Source organism: uncultured Eubacterium sp. (assembly GCF_934525195.1).
GTDB lineage: Bacteria > Bacillota > Clostridia > Oscillospirales > Acutalibacteraceae > Eubacterium_R.
The window spans coordinates 25,521-42,809 of sequence record NZ_CAKSZA010000009.1 but is presented as its reverse complement, the minus strand read 5'-3'; the positions used below and the strand labels follow the sequence as shown (position 1 = coordinate 42,809).

Here is a 17,289-nt window from a genome sequence, read left to right as displayed (position 1 = left end):
ATTGTTTTGGTAGCTTCTTTTCCATGATATTTTCCTGGAAGAACACCTGCTGAAAAACAGATTTTGGCAATTTCTTTTCTAACCTTTGCATAACTAATATCTGAAACTGTTATATCAATAGAAAAATCTGAAAAATAGTATTCTTGTTCAACTTGAAAAACGCCAACTGTCTTTTTTTTATAGTTATCGGCATAGACCGTTTTTTCAAATAAATCAAACTTCTTTAAATCGTACTTTTTTAAAGGAGTTAATAATTCTACAAAAAATGTATTTTCGGAGTAACGATTGCTAGCGTTTTGAATAGTATTCAAAAGGATTTCTGAATCATAACTATAGCGTAATATTACACATCCTGCTTGAATATATTCATCGCTATAAACTATAGTTCTGTTAGGATCATTTAAAAATTTATTTCCAAATTTCTTTTTTGCATAGGTTAAAGGAATAAATAACAATTGTAGTGTTTTATTCCTCAAAACAGAAAAATTAGATAAATGTTCCCTATAACGAAGCATTAATCTTTGAATTAATTCATCAGATGTGTTCAATGCTGTGTGTGCAGACTGAGAAAAATCATCATCACAAAAATGAGCAACATTTTTTGCAACAAAAACATATAATTCAGGTGATAATTTCTTAACCTCTCCACCAAAACCAATGCATCCTTTGTGATAGATTCTGGTGAAACCCAAATCAACCTTTTCAGCTTTCCAATTTAAAGGGTCGATAAATAAACTATTGTCATTCTTTGGGAAATCGCTTAAGATCTCTTTAAAGTATTGATATGTATATCCTTCTGCCTCATTATAATCTAGAGATAAATTATTAAATTCAATTGCACCAGAAAAAATATTTCTGTTAGCGTTTTTCCAAGCAAAAAACAAATTACACATACTACCAAATGAGCAAATCATAGCTGTTTGATTTTCATGATAATTCAAAAACTCAATTAGTTCCCCAAAATCATCTGAAAAGCCTATCATATACAACAAATCTAAGGAATTATATATAGGCCTTCTTTCACTTTCTCCAAGCATATAATAGTTTGATGAAATATCCGTATATGAATTTACTATCATAAAAGTTATTTTATTTTTTGCATCTAAATTGACACATATTGTGCCATTGTTTTCTTTTCTTGGATAACCTTCGGCAAGCAACAATTCTCTATTTGAACATTCTAAAAATTTATTTAATATTGCATCAACATCTTTATTATCATCAAAAATATCATTGTCAATAACAATAAGGATATTTTCTTTATTTAGACCAGCGAACAATACACCTTTATCAACTAATTTCTCATTAGTAGTTTTATCAATTAAAACAGGATTAATTAAGGCTCCATTCTGTTTATCGTTCGAAAAATTATAAGAGTTTTCGACAATAGAATGTATAGTATAAGTTACATGCTTTTTTATTATATTGTGATCCGAATTGTTTAAAAGTATTTTATAGTAATCAACTAGCAAAGAACAATTATATAACGGATAAAATTTTAAATTTCTTTTAACAAAATGCCTATATTCTATTGGAGAATTTTGATATCCCATAATACTTGAAACTGCTTGAATTTGGTTTATAAACATCTGATTTTCAAACAACCCATTGACACTAATCCAAAAATCTTCCGTAGGTAAATCGAACACTATATTTTGTTCAAAATTTTCTAAATTTTCGCTTTCAGTATTTGAAATAATTAATTCATTGTATTCTAATAGAACGCTTAGTTCATCATCGTGATTAGTTAAGTGAGAAAGTGTCTGCATATATCGCATTGCTGCATACACTTGCAAATGTCCAGTTCCTGTAATAATAGGATATGTTTTGTTTCTATGATTAATAAACACCTCACCAAAATCATCAATAGTATAATCCTCTCGATGTGTGATTTGAGTAAAAGGTGCAATTTGATTATAGAAATTTTCGAAATCAGCATAATTTTCAATTCTTTTATTTCCAAATTTTCCAGGCATTGTCAATGCTAAATTCAACGATAAACTTTGAGCTAGTGCTGAACGGTTTCTTCTCCAAAGATTAAGACAAAAGATAGCCACAACGGCATCTTCAAATCGGTATTCTTTTATTTCGTTATATATGTTAAATGCAATCGGCGTAATATAATCGAAATTTGATGTACAGTTATTCAAGAATTCATAATCAAAAAGCAAATTGTTTTGATGCTTTTTGTACAAACAACATTTCTTATACTTTTTTCCACTTCCACATGGGCATAAATCATTTCTACCAATTTTCATATTTTAAATACCTGTCTATATTATTTTTAAATCAATTATAACGCATTATACCTTAAAAGCAATAACAAACAGCATATATAATTGTAAATATTGACAGATACATTAACAACAACTTGAATAAAAGCATTATTTCTGTTACTATTATCTTGTAAATAAACTTAAAAACTACAAAAAATTTAAATTGATTTTTAATAGAGGGTGTCGTATGACTCACGTATTTATTGTAAATGAACAAACAATGAAAATTCATCTTGAATACTTGTTTGCTGGAACGGGTTCATCGAAAGATGCGCCATTTTTACTTGATACTCAATACATAAATCCAAGAAGAAAAACAGAAGGTATTACCTCATCAGCTGAAAGAAATTTGGTTGCGATGATAGCAGATGTTTCTAGAATTAGAGTAGGAGATAAAATAATCTTTTATTTACAAGCTCACAATGATAAGCCCGGAATGTTTTTTGGTGTATTTGAAGCAGCAAGCGAAGCATTCTATCAACCAAACTCAAATCATTATTTAACTGAAGAATTAGGAAAATCATTAAACTTTAGAGTTTTGATAAGGCCACATAAAGTTTATGCAAAAGGGATATCTGAACACGAGGCACTCGACAGTTTAGTCTGTGTACAGCATCCAAGTGATATGTGCTGGAGCTTAATATACAGAAAATTAAAGGGCAATCGCGGTTGCACAATGATAACTGACAATGAATCACGAAGATTAGAAATATTATTATCAGCGAAGAATAACAATAAATGTTTAGAATCTAATTTTTTCTCATTTGAAAACAATGAAATTATTGCTAGTGATGTCAAAAAAATATATACAGGGCAAAGAAACGAATTAGACATTTTACCAAGATTACTATATAAAGACAGAAAAAATAATAAATGCGAATCACATTTACAGGCATATATTGTTCAAAACATTGATAAAGAACCATTAAAATCTATTTTACTTGAAGACATTGATGATCTTTGGATTGGCAATGAAGTTGCTTGCGGTGTAGGAATGCAACGAATTGATGTTGCTACTATGCAAATAACAGAAAATTCGGTAACAATAAATATTATCGAACTAAAATGTGTTGAAGCATATAACGAAATTATTGACAATCAAATTTCCTGGTACATTGAGTGGATGCGCAACTACATCCTTCCAACATTTCCAAGAAAAACAGTTAAAATTAATCCTGTAATTATCACAAAAGAATTCAAAACTCTACAAGCATTACAGTCATTTAGGGAACACTGTGAAACGCTATTTTGGACAAATACTAGAAATTTCAAAGTTAATCCCACTTCATTAATAACTTACAAAACAGATGATGATAATATTTACTTCAAAAAGGTATTTTAACACTGGATATATTGGCTAAACTATGGTATAGTATGTAAGAAATGAGGTGAGGACTTGAATTATATTGGATCAAAATATTCTTTAATTGATTTTTTAACAACTACTATTGCTGATGTTGCAGGATCAAATACACACGGCAAGGTATTTGCCGATTTGTTTGCAGGAACCGGTGTTGTAGGAAAAACATTTAAAGAAAAAGGCTACAGAGTAATTTCTAATGATATTCAATATTACAGCTATGTATTGAATAAGCACTATATAGAAAATGTCCCACCATTGAGTGCAGAAATAGCTGAATCTTTAAATCAACTTGCCGGAACGGAAGGCTTTATCTATAAAAATTATTGTGCAGGCTCAGGCAGTGGCAGACAATATTTTACTGATGAAAACGGAATGAAGTGTGACTCAATCAGAATTGAACTTGAGCAATTAAAAGAATGTGGAGAAATAGACGAGTCGCAATATTATTATTTGCTTGCCAGTTTAATCAACTCGATTGATAAATATGCAAATACTGCGTCAGTGTATGGTGCTTTCCTAAAAAAGGTAAAAAAATCTGCTGCAAAAGAATTCCAATTAGAGTTATTGCCTATTATTGATGGAGATAAAGAAAGCAAGGCATATAACAAAAACATTTCAGATATAATTTCAACTATTGGCGGAGATATTCTATATTTAGATCCTCCATATAACGCTCGACAATACTGCACAAATTATCATGTGCTTGAAACTATTGCGAGATATGATGATCCTCAACTTCACGGAAAGACAGGACTCAGAGATTATTCAAGTCAAAAAAGCCTATTTTGCTCACCGAGAACAGTAGTTGATGCGTTTGATGATGTATTAAGAAAAGCTGATTTTAAATACATATTCTTAAGCTATAATAACGAAGGATTAATGCCATTTGATGTAATTCAACATACAATGGAAAAATATGGTGAATATCAAAGGTTTGAGCAAGAATATCGCAGATTCAAGGCGGATACGGATAAGAACAGAAACATAAAAGCAAATACAACAACAGAATATCTACACTGTTTAATCAGGAAATAGTACTATGGCAACTTTGCATATTGTGAAGTTGCCGTTTTTCTGTTATAATTATTTTATCTTGAAATTAGAGGTAAAATATTATGAAACCATTTGCTGTTGGCTCTAAGCCTTATTTGTTTGAAAAACTTGCGCAGCCGGATGAAAACGGTTTTAGTCGTTGGATATCAAAAACAGAATTTGTAGGAGAATATGCAGACTTGATGTTTCAAAACGGAGCATCGTGGTGCAGAAAAGAGTCGTCTATTGCAAAAAAGTATATTGTTAAATTCGATAAATCAATTACTCCCGGAAACAGTGTTGACAGAATTAAACTTGACGGATTTAAAGGCAAAGAAGAATGGATTGGCAGTCAAACTATCCGTGCAGATATTAAAGCATATTATCAAAAGCAACGCTGTGTAGTCTTGGGTACATCTAAACCTGAAGTCGATCACAAAAACGGTTGGAAAAATGATGCCGATGTTATGAATACTGCATCACAAAAATTTGAAGATTTTCAACCTTTAAGCAAAGCGGCTAATGATGCCAAAAGACAATTTTGCAAAGAATGCAGAAAGACCGGTAAACGGTATGATGCAAAGAAATTAGGATACCCGATGTCTTTTTATTATGGTGATGAAAATCATAACGAAGCAGAAAACGGTTGTGTTGGTTGCTTTTGGTATGATCCTATAGAATTTAGGAAACATTTGAAATTTGAAAAGTAAGGATAAAAACAATGGCAAAGTATAACGATTTGGATATGAAAAAGTGGAAAGAATACGATGATATTCTTACTGATTCACTTTGGATATTTGATAAAAGAGATAAATCCGGTGTTCATAATGCAAGCTATCATGGTAATTTTGTCCCTCAAATCCCAAATCAGTTATTTAGAAGATATACTAAAAAAGGTGATTGGATATTAGACCCATTTACCGGTGGCGGCACATCTTTAATTGAAGCTCAAAGGCTTGGCAGAAATTCAATCGGTATAGAATTACAGGAAGATGTTGCTAAAAACACTCAGGAATTATTGCTTGAAGAGAAAAATCCAGATACAAAAGGTAAAATCATTATTGGTGACAGCAGAACTGTAAATATAGGAGAAAAATTACAGCAGTTTGGTATTGATAAAGTCCAGTTTATAATTTACCATCCGCCGTATTGGGATATTATAAAATTTAGTGACAATAAAAATGACCTTTCAAATTGCGAAACATTAAATAGCTTTCTTGATTCTTTCGGACAAGTTATTGACAACACATCGCAATATCTTGAAAAAAACAGATATTGTGCAGTTGTTATCGGTGATAAATACGCAAATAGCGAGATTGTACCACTTGGTTTTTATTGTATGAATTTATTTATGATGCGTGGATTTAAAATGAAAGCAATTCTTGTGAAGAATTTTGATGAAACAAAGGGCAAAGCAAATCAAAAAGCAATTTGGCGTTATAGAGCATTGGCGAGCGATTTTTATTTGTTTAAGCACGAATATATTTTTGTGTTTAAGAAGATCAAACAATAATTGGATTATTTATTCACAACCAGCATTTTTTAAAGTGCTGGTTATTTTTTATAAATTTTTTCTCAAAACACATCAACAAAACTTGAATTTTTCTCTGTATTATAGAGGGGCATTTTTTCTATGGTGAAATTAAATGTAAACAAGGTGTAAAGAATTTTGAAAAACACCCGAACAAAACGGGGATTTTTCTCCGTATAGTAGAGGGAGTTTTTTAACGGTGTCTTTTCTTTTTGGTTTTCACTTTATAAAAATATTCTCTCGAATAATTTGGAAGGAGGGTTTCGTATGCGTAAAAATTGCAGCGGTCAATTTTTTCTTTTGCCGAACAGGATTTTTGATGAACGGTTATCGCCCAACGAGTTTATCGTTTATTCTTTTCTTGTTCGTGCAAAGGACTCGGCGGGGCAAAGTTTTTGGTCGGTGCCAATGATTGCGAAAAGCTGTTCGATGTGTGCATCTACTTGCAGAAAAGTTTTGCGTTCGCTTGAAAGCGGTGGGTACATAACGATCTCGAAGCGGTTTATCGGCGGCGAGCAAAAGAGCAATCTATACACGGTCAACAAGATTTAATGCACCGTGCTTTAGGGTTTATCGGCAAAGAATATGAAAGGCTTTGATTTTGAAATTTTATGATTTTTGAAACGAAAATTGATGGCTTTTGAGTGAATTTTTGAGCAGATTTCAAGCCGTCGATTTTAAAGCAGGATAAAGGGGTATGATTTTCGGGCGTTGAAATGCCCGAAAACGCCGTCCGGCAAAGCCTGTCGGCTTTTCAATTCGTAATACTTTTGCGTATGATTCCAAATTCGTATGCAGTAAAGGCTGTTTTTCGCAGAAAATCAAGGCTTTTGCGTATTCACTTGAGCGTTGCGGTATGATAAACCTATTTAAGAAAAATCAGGCAACGCTGTGAGCAAAAATTGACGAGTTCGCTCTAAAATAGAGTAACTCGTCGGACTAAAACTAAAAACGGCTTGTGGGCGATTTGTACGAGCCTGTGAGCAAAATAGGAGGTTAATATGAACTACAAATCTACAATGAAAGGTACATCAAATTAAAGGAGGCAGATATAAAATCATAGTTAGCGTGTTGCCTTATGGCAGCAAAGGAAATAAATTCTAAAGCATCAGGCAATAATAGTATTGAAAAATCAAACGGGAGTGAGCCGAAAATCAATACACAAAACATTGCCGATGAGAGAATCAGCACGGAGCTTTGGATGCAGCATTTTGCAAATACGCTGCTGAATCAAAATGCCATTGACGACAAAACCTATCGCAAATTGATGGGAAAAATCAGCGTGGAAGTCAATCGCAGATACGGAAAAATAAACTGAAAAAGCTCTGTAAAACATTACCAAAACAGGTATCAATCCCCTAATGAACGCAGGGGTGAAATACTGTAAAATAAAGCTGGATAATAGAAATTATTTGTGATATTGTTTGCTTGGAAAGGAGTAAAAATATGGATATATATTCAACTCGTGAGAGAATCAGAAAAGAAAATATCAACTTTATGAACCTGCCGCTGCGAGTGACATTTTACGCTCGTGTCAGCACGGATTTTAATGTGCAGTTAAATTCACTTGATAACCAAATAACATATTACACAGATTTCATCAGGAAAAATCCGAATTGGGAATATGTTGACGGCTATGTTGACGAGGGCATATCGGGTGTATCGACAACAAAGCGTGAGCGATTCAACGAAATGATTGAGGACGCAAAGGCAGGAATGTTTGACCTGATTGTAACCAAAGAGGTGTCGAGATTTGCCCGTAACACGCTGGACAGTATTCGCTTTACCCGTGAACTTTTAGCAAGCGGAGTGGCTGTGTATTTTCAAAATGACAACATAAACACCCTTGACGAGGACAGCGAACTGAGGCTGACGATTATGTCATCAATGGCACAAGATGAGTCGAGAAAAATCTCTACCCGTGTGCGATTCGGTCATCAACAGGCTATCAAAAAAGGGACTGTACTCGGCACGAACAATATGTACGGCTACATCAAAAAAGACGGCAAGCTGATGATTGACGAAACGCAAGCCGACTTTGTGCGAGAACTGTTTGAAATGTATGCAACGGGAAAATTCAGTATGAAGCAAATGGAAAAGCATTTTTACCAAAAAGGAATACGAAATTCAAAAGGCAAAATGCTCTCCCACTCAACGATGAGCAACATCATACGCAACCCGAAATACAAGGGCTACTATGCCGGAAACAAAGTGCGAATTACTGACCTGTTCACCAAAAAGCAAAAGTTTTTGCCGGAGGAAGAATGGGTTATGTATAAAGATGAAAGCGGTGAAACAGTACCGGCAATCGTCAGCGAGGAATTGTGGGACAAGGCAAACGAAGTGCTGTATATGCGAAGTCAGGATGTAATCACGGCACAGCACAAGACGGTGCATCAAAACCTGCTGACAGGTAAACTGATATGTGCGCACTGCGGTATGCCCTACTATCGCAAGGACGCAGTAAGCAAGGGCGGAGAAAAAATCTCAAAGTGGGTATGCTCGGGCAAGATAAAAAACGGTGCGTCAAGCTGTCCGAGCCGAGCGATTTACGAAAGTGAAATCAAGCCGATTATTGAGGATATTTTCAAATCGGGGCAACAGCATATTGAGGAACTCTCGGCGTGTGTGTTAAAGCTTGTGTCCGAAATCCTTGACACAAACGAAAACAAAGACGAGCTTAACAGGTTAAATCAAGAACTTATCACACGGCAAAAAATGAAAGCGAAGTTATTGCAATACAACGCTGACGGAAGAATGAACGACAGCGAATTCATACGAATGACTGCCGACTGCGATAAAGAAATCAAGGACATTGAGAAAAAAATAAATGCCCTGAACAAAACATCAAAAACCGAGCGAGAGATGAAAAAAGAGCTTGCCGAAATCAAAACCATACTGAAAGCGGCGGAAAAACACATTGACGGTGAGGAAATTGACAGAGCGTTTGTTGACCGATATATAAGCGATATTACGGTATATCCCGATGAGGAAATAACACGCTTTGAGATACATCTGAAAGCCGGAACAACAGTCACTAAAACCCTACAAAACCTTACGAGCCGTGCAGGTAGCAATAGTAAGAAAATGATCAAGGCTTATGAAGAATCAATGAGATAATTGTTGATGAAGAAAAAAGGCGGTGAACCGATTTGGTTCATCACCTTTTTGTTTTGCGTTGTGCTATATTCGATTTTAATCGGTTGTTGAATCGCTTGTTGCGCCTGAAACCTCATAATATCCGCCGTGGTTAGATGAGCCGTAGCCGATGTATGACTTACCCGGATTGAGTTTTACCTCATTGCCCTGTGCGTCCTTCATCCAAAGTTTGCCGTCCTTAACGCCCCATGTGATTTCAACACAAGTGCCCTCGGAGCAAACAATTCCCTTGCCGCCCGACAACTTATAGTTACAATAAGTTTCGCTGTTGCCTGCGTGCTTATAATTGTGCTTAACGATATATTCTGTTTCGTCAAGCAAGAAAATCAAGTTTTCCCACTCAACACCCGAAGTGCCGTACTTTGAATCGAAATCGGTTGTTGTGTACTTATGCTTTTCTGTATCGTAACTATACTTGCCGACCTTTGGACAATAACCCTTTGACCATCTGAACGAAACCTCATTAGCGGTGTTTGTTGACAATGCCTTAGCCTCGTCATTAAACTGAAGTTTTGTGAACTTGCTTTCATTCAATTTCAAATTAATATTTGACTTTTGAAGCATCTCGGCAGTATGTGCTCCCATAAGACAGCCTGTGTGCTCGATTGTACTTGTTCTGCTCTTATCTCTGTGGAAATACGAACTTGATTCCGAAAAACTCAAAAGATTGATGTGGTCAACATTTTCGTTCTTAAACACTTCGTCTGCGCCGACATAATTGTCCTTTGAACGGGAAAGACCTGCGTGAATAAACACAGCGTTGAACAACTGTGAAAAATGAATAAACGGCGGTCGTGCAGAGCGTGCCGGACCTACTTGCTCGGGTACTTTGTTGTAATCTGCCCAGAAAAGCAACATTCTTGTTGAGAATTCGCTTTCGCCCTCAAGAACTATATCCGCATCTGCAAGTCCCCACTGCGGTCTTACGGATGAAGTTGAATATTCGTTTTCAACAACAACGGCAACAGGACGCTGTGTGAGAGCACTTTCGTCATAGCCTGTTTCACCTGTAAGCGGATTTTGCGGTCCGAGCGGTGCTTTTTCGGTGACAATTTCGGTTGCCTGTGCCTTTGTTACGGTTGTCGATTCTTCATTTTTTGCACCGTTGAAAAAGTAAAAATAAACACCGACTGCAATAGCGACAACAAGTGCCAAAACAACAATCACAATGGCAACAGTCTTGCCTTTTTTCTTTGCTTTTTTGTCGTCAACCTGCTCTGCCATTTCGGAAAAATACACATTATTGTCATCGTCCTGCTTTGACGGCTGTGCGTCTGCATTTTCATTTTCTTCAGGATATTCTTCCTCGTATTCTTCGTCATTCTCGGTTTCTTCCGCACTCGGTTCTTCCTCAACAGGTTTATCGGGAATTTTGATATATTCGTTATGTTCGGGTTCTTCCTCAATCAAATCAACAATTTCATTTGCCGGTTTGAAATCGTCCTCATCGTCTTGTTCCTGTAAAGCTTCCGATACAAGATGAAATTCGTCCTGCTTAGGCTCGGCGTGAAGTTCCTCTTTCGGCTCATCAATCGGCATTGATTCAACAACAAGTTCTTCTTTTGGTTCTTTGGCTTTTTCCTCTGCCAAAGCCTGCTGTTCGCTCTCAATTCTTTCCTCAAGAGGCTGAGAATTAAGACTGCTGAGTATATCCTCAAATTCCTCTGAATCCAATTCCTTTTTTGGTGCTTTATTATTTTTTATCTCATTAAGTATCTCTTCTAATTCGTTATCGTTCATAAAAAGTGTTCCTTTCAAAAAATAACAGATTAATTATACCACAAATACACCAAATATCCACAAAAATTACTAAATTGTAACACTTTGATAATATAATCACGCCACAAAGCAGACACGCAACTCGCACTATTGAAAATATGCACAAAATGATATATAATGTACTTATCAATCAAAAAAGGACAATGCTATGCCTAAAACAATACCTATTATAATTACAAACAGGAACATACTTGTTAAAGAAAAAGACGAAAACAAGTTTGTAGCCTTCAATATGCCGGGAATAGAAAATGTACCAAACATTCCATTTTATCATCAATTTGCAAGCAAAATTTCGGAATGTCAATACTATTTTAAAGAATTTATGCTCAAATTATACGGCAAAAAAGTGAGCAAATATGTTTTTGCAATCATTGTGCCTGATGACACAACCGCACTTGAGCATATCTTTTTAAACGAATTCTTTTTGCACAGCGACACCTGCAAAGCCGTTGCCCAAACAACTATGGGTCAAACTCTGTCAAAGGCTCACACAAAGTATATTTCTATATCCCGTTCAAACCGCAATATTATTTTGCAATATCTCAACAATAACGAAGTGCTTGCCGAAAAGCAATACGACACAAATTCGTTTGACCCAAATCAAATCAAAGAAGATGCCAAAAGACTGCACATTGATGTTGAATACGCCGGTGCACCGATCTATGTAAACAATTTCAATATGAATATGGATGATTTTCTTGATATGGGACAAGTTGTGACAACAAAAGATTTTCTTGACAAAATCGCTCAAGTTGATGTTGAAAAAGCATAAAATGAACACCTCTGCAAAAAATAATGCAGAGGTGATTTTTTATGAAAAAAGGCAAAAAGCCAAGCTATCAAAATGATGATTTGGGCAACACAAAAGAAATAATCGATTTGCGTAAATTCTTCCATCCAGAGGTCGTTCAGCTTGACGACAACGGTTCATACACGGGCATAACCAAAGAAACCTACTATGACGGAGTTTTGGAAGAACCTGTGCAAGATGCAGATGATTTATAAAAATATAATAAGTTTATTTAATCATAACCACTGGTTGAACCGATGGTTTGCACAGACCCTATAAGGGTCGCTTACCGGCTTACCGACTGAAAGTCGGCACTGATGGTTTGACATCGCATTACTATTTCAATCAGCCCCTCTGAAATGGTATCCCAAAAAATTTAGAAAAAATTAAATATTAAATTGCAAGTGAATGAGTTCGGTATTGTACCGGGCTCATTCCTTTTAGTTTTATGGAAATACTTTCATTGTTGTAGTAATGAATATATTTTTTAGTTCATCAATGAAAGCGTTAACGCTTTCAAATTTTTCGCCGTAGAACATTTCATTTTTGAGTCTGCCAAAGAAATTCTCCATAGTTCCGTTATCCATACAGTTGCCCTTTCGGGACATACTTTGAGTAATGTTATGTTCTGCTAACAAGCGTTGGTATTCGGCGTGTTGGTACTGCCATCCTTGGTTTAAATGGAATATTGGTGTTGCATCAGCAGGTAGTTTTTCAAGTCATCATAAAGATAATCGGAATTTATTTCATATCATTCAAGTAAAATGTTAATCATTTATTTACCTTTCACAAAGCCAAAATGCTTTGCAAGTTTCTCACAAACTTCTTTTCGTGTATCCTGTTCACTATCATCACGAACCAAAATAAAGAATCCGCTTTGGGCATATTCGTTATAATGCTTTTCACTGTTAATCAACTCTAACCCTGCCTTGTAATTTGCCATTACATCTTCCGAATTATCGCAATTTTTGATTACACTGAGGATGAATTGCTTTTCTTCGTCATTTCTGTCAAAAAATCGCTCCACACTCATACTTTGAGGTGACAACATAACTGCAACATGATTATAATCTGATATTTCTTTCAGCACATCAATCGGAATATTGGTATCAACAATTACTTTTTTGTCTTTGGAAAGTGATATTAGTTCTGCAATTTCAAATCCTGCTACTTCATCAGACGTGCCATACATCCATTTTTCATATTCTTCAGGGGAACGTTTTACAAAATCCTCCCAACTGTTCATTAAATTCATAAAGCATAAATTCGGTTGAATATCAGGATCTGCTACTTTATCTGTAATATCACAAGTATAGTTTTCTCCGCAGAATATCAAATCATATTTTTCTGCAAGCATTTTCACCATTGTAGATTTGCCTGCATAAGCAGTTCCTGTAATGAAATATACATTTTTCAAATAATGCTTTAGTATATTATTTTCAATAAACATTTTTCTCACCATCACTCCATATACTCATGTTTAGTCGGAGTGTAATTTTTTGACCTGTATTTTTGTACTTTTCTGTCTTATCTTTGGATTCTATATTGCCATTCGCATATTCAACAGGCTCAATACAAATTGCATTAAGCAATATTTTTTCCAAATGTATTCTTTCAGTTTAATCACTCAAATAAATCCAAAATCTTTTTAGTTTGTGTCTTTTCACTCTGAATTTTCTGCGTGGCTCATATACGGTAGATTCGTAAACGCCGCCATTATTCAAAATGGCTTTTTCACTTCCTATATTACCATCAATACAGGATATGAGTATTTTTTCAAGACCGATTTCTTTGCAATAAGGCAAAACCGCATTCAACATTGATGTGGCATATCCTTTTCTTCGTTCGCTTGGTTTTACGGAATATCCAATATGTCCGCCATATTTTGAGAGATAGTCATTAAAATAATGCCTTATCTGTATCATTCCGACTAAACGCATATCAGCCTTGCGCACATATAAAAACTGCGTTGCTATAACTGTTCCGTCAGGAAGAGTTTTGGGATTCAAATATTTTTTACATTCTGAAATGTATGTAATAGGGTCCTCGTATCTGCGAAGAGGACCGCAGCCATCCATTGAGCTGTCAGTATCCAAAAAATCCTGTCGATATTCACGAATTTGTTCTGCGTATACTTCACTAGGCTCAACCAAGAAAAAATCACCTGCATCAATCTTGATCATATTATCGCCTGCCCTTCTGATTCAATTTATATAATGAATGTTATCTTATCACCATTAAAATTCATATAATCATCACTCCATATACTCATGTTTAGTCGGAGTCAGTACTGATTAATGCTTAAGAGCACACCTAATTATAAATCTAAATTCAGTTCATCGTATAACGAATTTAACAATTAATACGGATATGGCATTAAATCTTCAAGATTAACAACCGTTTCTTCATTGTCCAAAACAACCTTAATATCTCTTGAATTCTTAAGTTGCCACATAAATTCACGACAGGCACCGCAAGGAGGAATTACCTTGCCGACTTTAGTAACCGCAATAATCATCTCAACTTCATACTCGCCATTAGTAATCATTGTTGACAAGGCATTTCGCTCGGCGCACATACCAAGCGAACAATCCGTATCTATACAAACACCTGTGTAAATATTTCCTTGTTTTGTTAAAATAGCAGCACCTACACCACCTGAACTCATTTGCTCATTTATAACTTTTGGTATTGCTACTGATTTTGCCATATCATATAGATTTTCAATCTGCTCATCTTGTATAAGCTTACTATTGAATTTGTGTTTCATCATTTTAGTGTTCTCCTACTATTCAACGCCTCTGCAACTTTGATTGCAGTCGTTCTTTTTATTTCAATCGGGGACATTGTATCACTCATTTACATATTTATTTTATCATATAGTATGGATAATCACAATAAATTTATTTTGACACCTGAATTAAATAAAAACAATTTATAAACAAAAAACTGTGGAGAAATAGACATCTCCACAGTTTTATTTTAATAGATACCTTGTTCCATCATAGCTTCTGCGACCTTTTCAAAGCCTGCAATGTTTGCACCTGCAACAAGATTATAGCCAAGTCCGTATTTTTCGGCAGCCTCAACAGAATGTTTGTGAATGTTAATCATAGCATTATGCAGCTTTTCGTCAACTTCTTCTGCTGTCCAAGAAAGACGCTGTGAGTTTTGGCTCATTTCAAGACCCGATACACAAACACCGCCTGCGTTAACAGCCTTTGACGGTGCAACGATTATGCCATCTGTGTCGATAAGAAGATTGAGCGCATCCTCTGTTGTCGGCATATTTGCAACTTCAATATAATACTTTGTTCCGTTTGCAATGATTTTCTTTGCTTCTTCCAAATCAACCTCATTTTGGGTTGCACAAGGCATAACAACATCAACCTTTACGCCCCAAGGTTTTTCACCCGGGAAGAACGGAACGCCGAATTTGTCGGCATAATCCTGTGCCCTGTCTCTGCCTGATGCTCTCATTTCAAGTAGGTAGTTCAGCTTTTCTTCGGTAACAATTCCGTCCTCGTCATAGATATATCCGTCAGGACCTGAAATTGTAACAGGCTTTGCGCCAAGCTCTGCGAGCTTTTTGCATGCGCCCCAAGCTACATTACCAAAGCCTGAAACCGCAAAAATTTTGCCCTCGATAGTATCGCCCTCGTGCTTGAACACCTCTTGTGTGTAATAAACGGCGCCGTAGCCTGTTGCTTCGGGTCTGATAAGTGAACCGCCGTAGGAAAGGCCTTTGCCTGTTATTACGCCGTTTTCAAACGCATCTGCAATACGCTTGTACTGACCGAACAAGAAGCCGATTTCTCTTGTGCCAACGCCGATATCACCCGCAGGAACATCAACATTCGGACCGATATGTCTGTAAAGTTCTGTCATAAATGCCTGGCAGAATCTCATAATTTCGCCCTTGCTTCTGCCTCTTGGGTCGAAATCTGAGCCACCCTTTGCACCGCCCATAGGAAGTCCTGTGAGCGAGTTCTTGAAAGTTTGCTCAAAGCCGAGGAAATACATAATTGATGAATTTACGCTTGGATGAAAACGAAGTCCGCCCTTGTAAGGACCGATAGCCGAATTGAACTGAACACGATAGCCTCTGTTAATTTGAGTTTTGCCCTCATCATCAACCCAAGCCACACGGAATGTGATGAGTCGGTCAGGCTCTGCCATACGCTGAAGCAAATCATCCTCAACATATTCGGGATGTTCTTCAATAACAGCCTCAAGCGACCTGAAAACTTCTTTAACACATTGGATATATTCAGGTTTTGCATTGTCCCTGCGTTCTACTGTTGCAATTACTTTTTCAATGTAATCGTTCATAAATTTCCTCCTTCTTCTGTTATTCGTAAATGGTCGCACACTTAACCCAAACAGATATAATTATTTTATTTTTCAATCAGCTTGTAATGAACCGTATCACTTATGCTAACAGCCTTATCTAAGCCGACTGTAACATAATCCAAAAATACAGCCCCGATTGGATTTACAAGCATTTTGAATTCGGAAATAAAATTGACATCCTCACCCAAAATATTTTCGCTGCCGTACCTCACTACAAAAACAGAATGACAATTATAATTGATAATATGCTCAACTATGCTGTTTTTTACAGCACCGTCAAAACAAGAGAACTCAATTTTGTCCATACAATCGCCGTCCCCGCCGACAAACACTATCCTGTATTTTTTATCACCAAACAAATCAGTTTTAACAAACGCAAGACGCATTTCCTTGTTATAAAGATTGATTGAGGGTGAATCGCCAATACGGTTCATCAAATCTCTGTACATCATTATACTGACGGCGGCATTTTTGCCTATTCCGTTTATTTTAACAAGTTCGTCATAGTCAGCAGAAAATATTTTTTCAAGACTGCCAAATCGGTTAAAAAGAGAATACGCAATGGGTTTGACATCCTTTCGTGGAATAATCAACGACAAAAAAAGCTCAACAATGTGAACGTCATCCATATCAACACCGTTGTTGGTAAGATATGATTCTCGTATTCTGCTACGATGTCCATCTCTCCCATAAACATTCACTCTTTTCACCTCCAATTAAATATTTTATCACATCATATGTCTATTTACAACAATTTTGTAACAGTAAATTGAATTTTTATGATATAAAATTCACAAAAACACAAAATATTCACTTAAAGCAAAAGAAAAAGGCACTCCAAAGGGGCACACTACATAAGAAAGTAATTAGTTTAAGCTTTCTGAGTTTTGCCCATTGCACTATTAAAAAATCCCGTGAATACGCAAGTATTGACGGGATTTTGTTAATGCACACTGAACAAAATCAGTTTGCTTAAACTGCTTTGCACTCAAAAATCAAAGAAACA

General features: G+C 35.7%; 15 protein-coding genes and 2 pseudogenes. 9 read left to right on the top strand and 8 right to left on the bottom strand.

From position 1 onward, the window contains the following. Positions 1 to 2,186: 2,186 nt before the first annotated feature. Positions 2,187 to 2,255, bottom strand: a pseudogene (locus tag Q0E03_RS09110) (SEC-C metal-binding domain-containing protein); the annotation flags it as partial. Positions 2,256 to 2,463: 208 nt separating this feature from the next. Between Q0E03_RS09110 and Q0E03_RS08620 the strand changes: the two are divergent. The 7 genes from Q0E03_RS08620 (at position 2,464) to Q0E03_RS08590 (ending at position 9,322) form a co-directional block, all read left to right on the top strand. Further along, positions 2,464 to 3,618, top strand: a complete 1,155-nt coding sequence (locus Q0E03_RS08620) for a hypothetical protein (RefSeq protein WP_297131731.1) — start codon at positions 2,464 to 2,466, stop codon at positions 3,616 to 3,618. Between the two features lie 54 nt (positions 3,619 to 3,672). Beyond that, positions 3,673 to 4,674 carry a DNA adenine methylase gene (locus tag Q0E03_RS08615; protein WP_297131728.1) on the top strand — a complete coding sequence of 334 codons (1,002 nt, stop codon included), beginning with the start codon at positions 3,673 to 3,675 and terminating at the stop codon, positions 4,672 to 4,674. Positions 4,675 to 4,754: 80 nt separating this feature from the next. Next, a complete protein-coding gene (locus Q0E03_RS08610) occupies positions 4,755 to 5,381 on the top strand; it encodes a hypothetical protein (RefSeq protein WP_297131725.1) in 627 nt (208 codons plus the stop codon). Between the two features lie 11 nt (positions 5,382 to 5,392). After that, positions 5,393 to 6,184: a TRM11 family methyltransferase gene (locus Q0E03_RS08605; RefSeq protein ID WP_297131724.1), complete on the top strand. Its 792-nt coding sequence runs from the start codon at positions 5,393 to 5,395 to the stop codon at positions 6,182 to 6,184. Between the two features lie 285 nt (positions 6,185 to 6,469). Next, complete coding sequence (locus Q0E03_RS08600) at positions 6,470 to 6,754, top strand: helix-turn-helix domain-containing protein (protein ID WP_022259918.1); 285 nt, start codon at positions 6,470 to 6,472, stop codon at positions 6,752 to 6,754. Between the two features lie 526 nt (positions 6,755 to 7,280). After that, on the top strand, positions 7,281 to 7,520 hold the full coding sequence (locus tag Q0E03_RS08595) for a hypothetical protein (protein WP_297131720.1): 240 nt from the start codon (positions 7,281 to 7,283) through the stop codon (positions 7,518 to 7,520). Positions 7,521 to 7,648: 128 nt separating this feature from the next. After that, entirely contained in the window at positions 7,649 to 9,322 is a 1,674-nt protein-coding gene (locus tag Q0E03_RS08590; protein WP_297131717.1) for a recombinase family protein, read from the top strand. 75 nt (positions 9,323 to 9,397) lie between these two features. On the opposite strand, the gene Q0E03_RS08585 is transcribed toward Q0E03_RS08590, so the two are convergent. Then, positions 9,398 to 11,101 (bottom strand): DUF3048 domain-containing protein, encoded by a 1,704-nt coding sequence (locus Q0E03_RS08585; RefSeq protein WP_297131714.1) that lies wholly within the window; start codon positions 11,099 to 11,101, stop codon positions 9,398 to 9,400. Between the two features lie 187 nt (positions 11,102 to 11,288). On the opposite strand from Q0E03_RS08585, the gene Q0E03_RS08580 reads away from it, so the two are divergent. After that, positions 11,289 to 11,912: a hypothetical protein gene (locus Q0E03_RS08580; protein WP_297131711.1), complete on the top strand. Its 624-nt coding sequence runs from the start codon at positions 11,289 to 11,291 to the stop codon at positions 11,910 to 11,912. A 41-nt stretch (positions 11,913 to 11,953) separates the two neighbouring features. Beyond that, positions 11,954 to 12,145 carry a hypothetical protein gene (locus tag Q0E03_RS08575; protein ID WP_297131708.1) on the top strand — a complete coding sequence of 64 codons (192 nt, stop codon included), beginning with the start codon at positions 11,954 to 11,956 and terminating at the stop codon, positions 12,143 to 12,145. Positions 12,146 to 12,323: 178 nt separating this feature from the next. Here Q0E03_RS08575 and Q0E03_RS08570 read toward each other — a convergent pair. The 6 genes and pseudogenes from Q0E03_RS08570 to Q0E03_RS08545 form a co-directional block, all read right to left on the bottom strand. Next, a pseudogene (locus Q0E03_RS08570) lies at positions 12,324 to 12,643 on the bottom strand (transposase); the annotation flags it as partial. 62 nt (positions 12,644 to 12,705) lie between these two features. After that, the gene (locus Q0E03_RS08565; RefSeq protein WP_297131706.1) at positions 12,706 to 13,380 is read right to left on the bottom strand and encodes a hypothetical protein; all 675 of its coding nucleotides are present in this window, start codon (positions 13,378 to 13,380) and stop codon (positions 12,706 to 12,708) included. Positions 13,381 to 13,549: 169 nt separating this feature from the next. Then, a complete protein-coding gene (locus tag Q0E03_RS08560) occupies positions 13,550 to 14,113 on the bottom strand; it encodes a GNAT family N-acetyltransferase (RefSeq protein WP_297131704.1) in 564 nt (187 codons plus the stop codon). 176 nt (positions 14,114 to 14,289) lie between these two features. Beyond that, on the bottom strand, positions 14,290 to 14,703 hold the full coding sequence (locus Q0E03_RS08555) for a cytidine deaminase (RefSeq protein ID WP_297131700.1): 414 nt from the start codon (positions 14,701 to 14,703) through the stop codon (positions 14,290 to 14,292). Between the two features lie 209 nt (positions 14,704 to 14,912). Further along, positions 14,913 to 16,262, bottom strand: coding sequence for an NADP-specific glutamate dehydrogenase (gene gdhA, locus Q0E03_RS08550; protein ID WP_297131698.1), 1,350 nt, complete (start codon positions 16,260 to 16,262; stop codon positions 14,913 to 14,915). Between the two features lie 65 nt (positions 16,263 to 16,327). Next, entirely contained in the window at positions 16,328 to 16,984 is a 657-nt protein-coding gene (locus Q0E03_RS08545; protein ID WP_297131695.1) for a helix-hairpin-helix domain-containing protein, read from the bottom strand. Between the last annotated feature and the right edge of the window lie 305 nt (positions 16,985 to 17,289).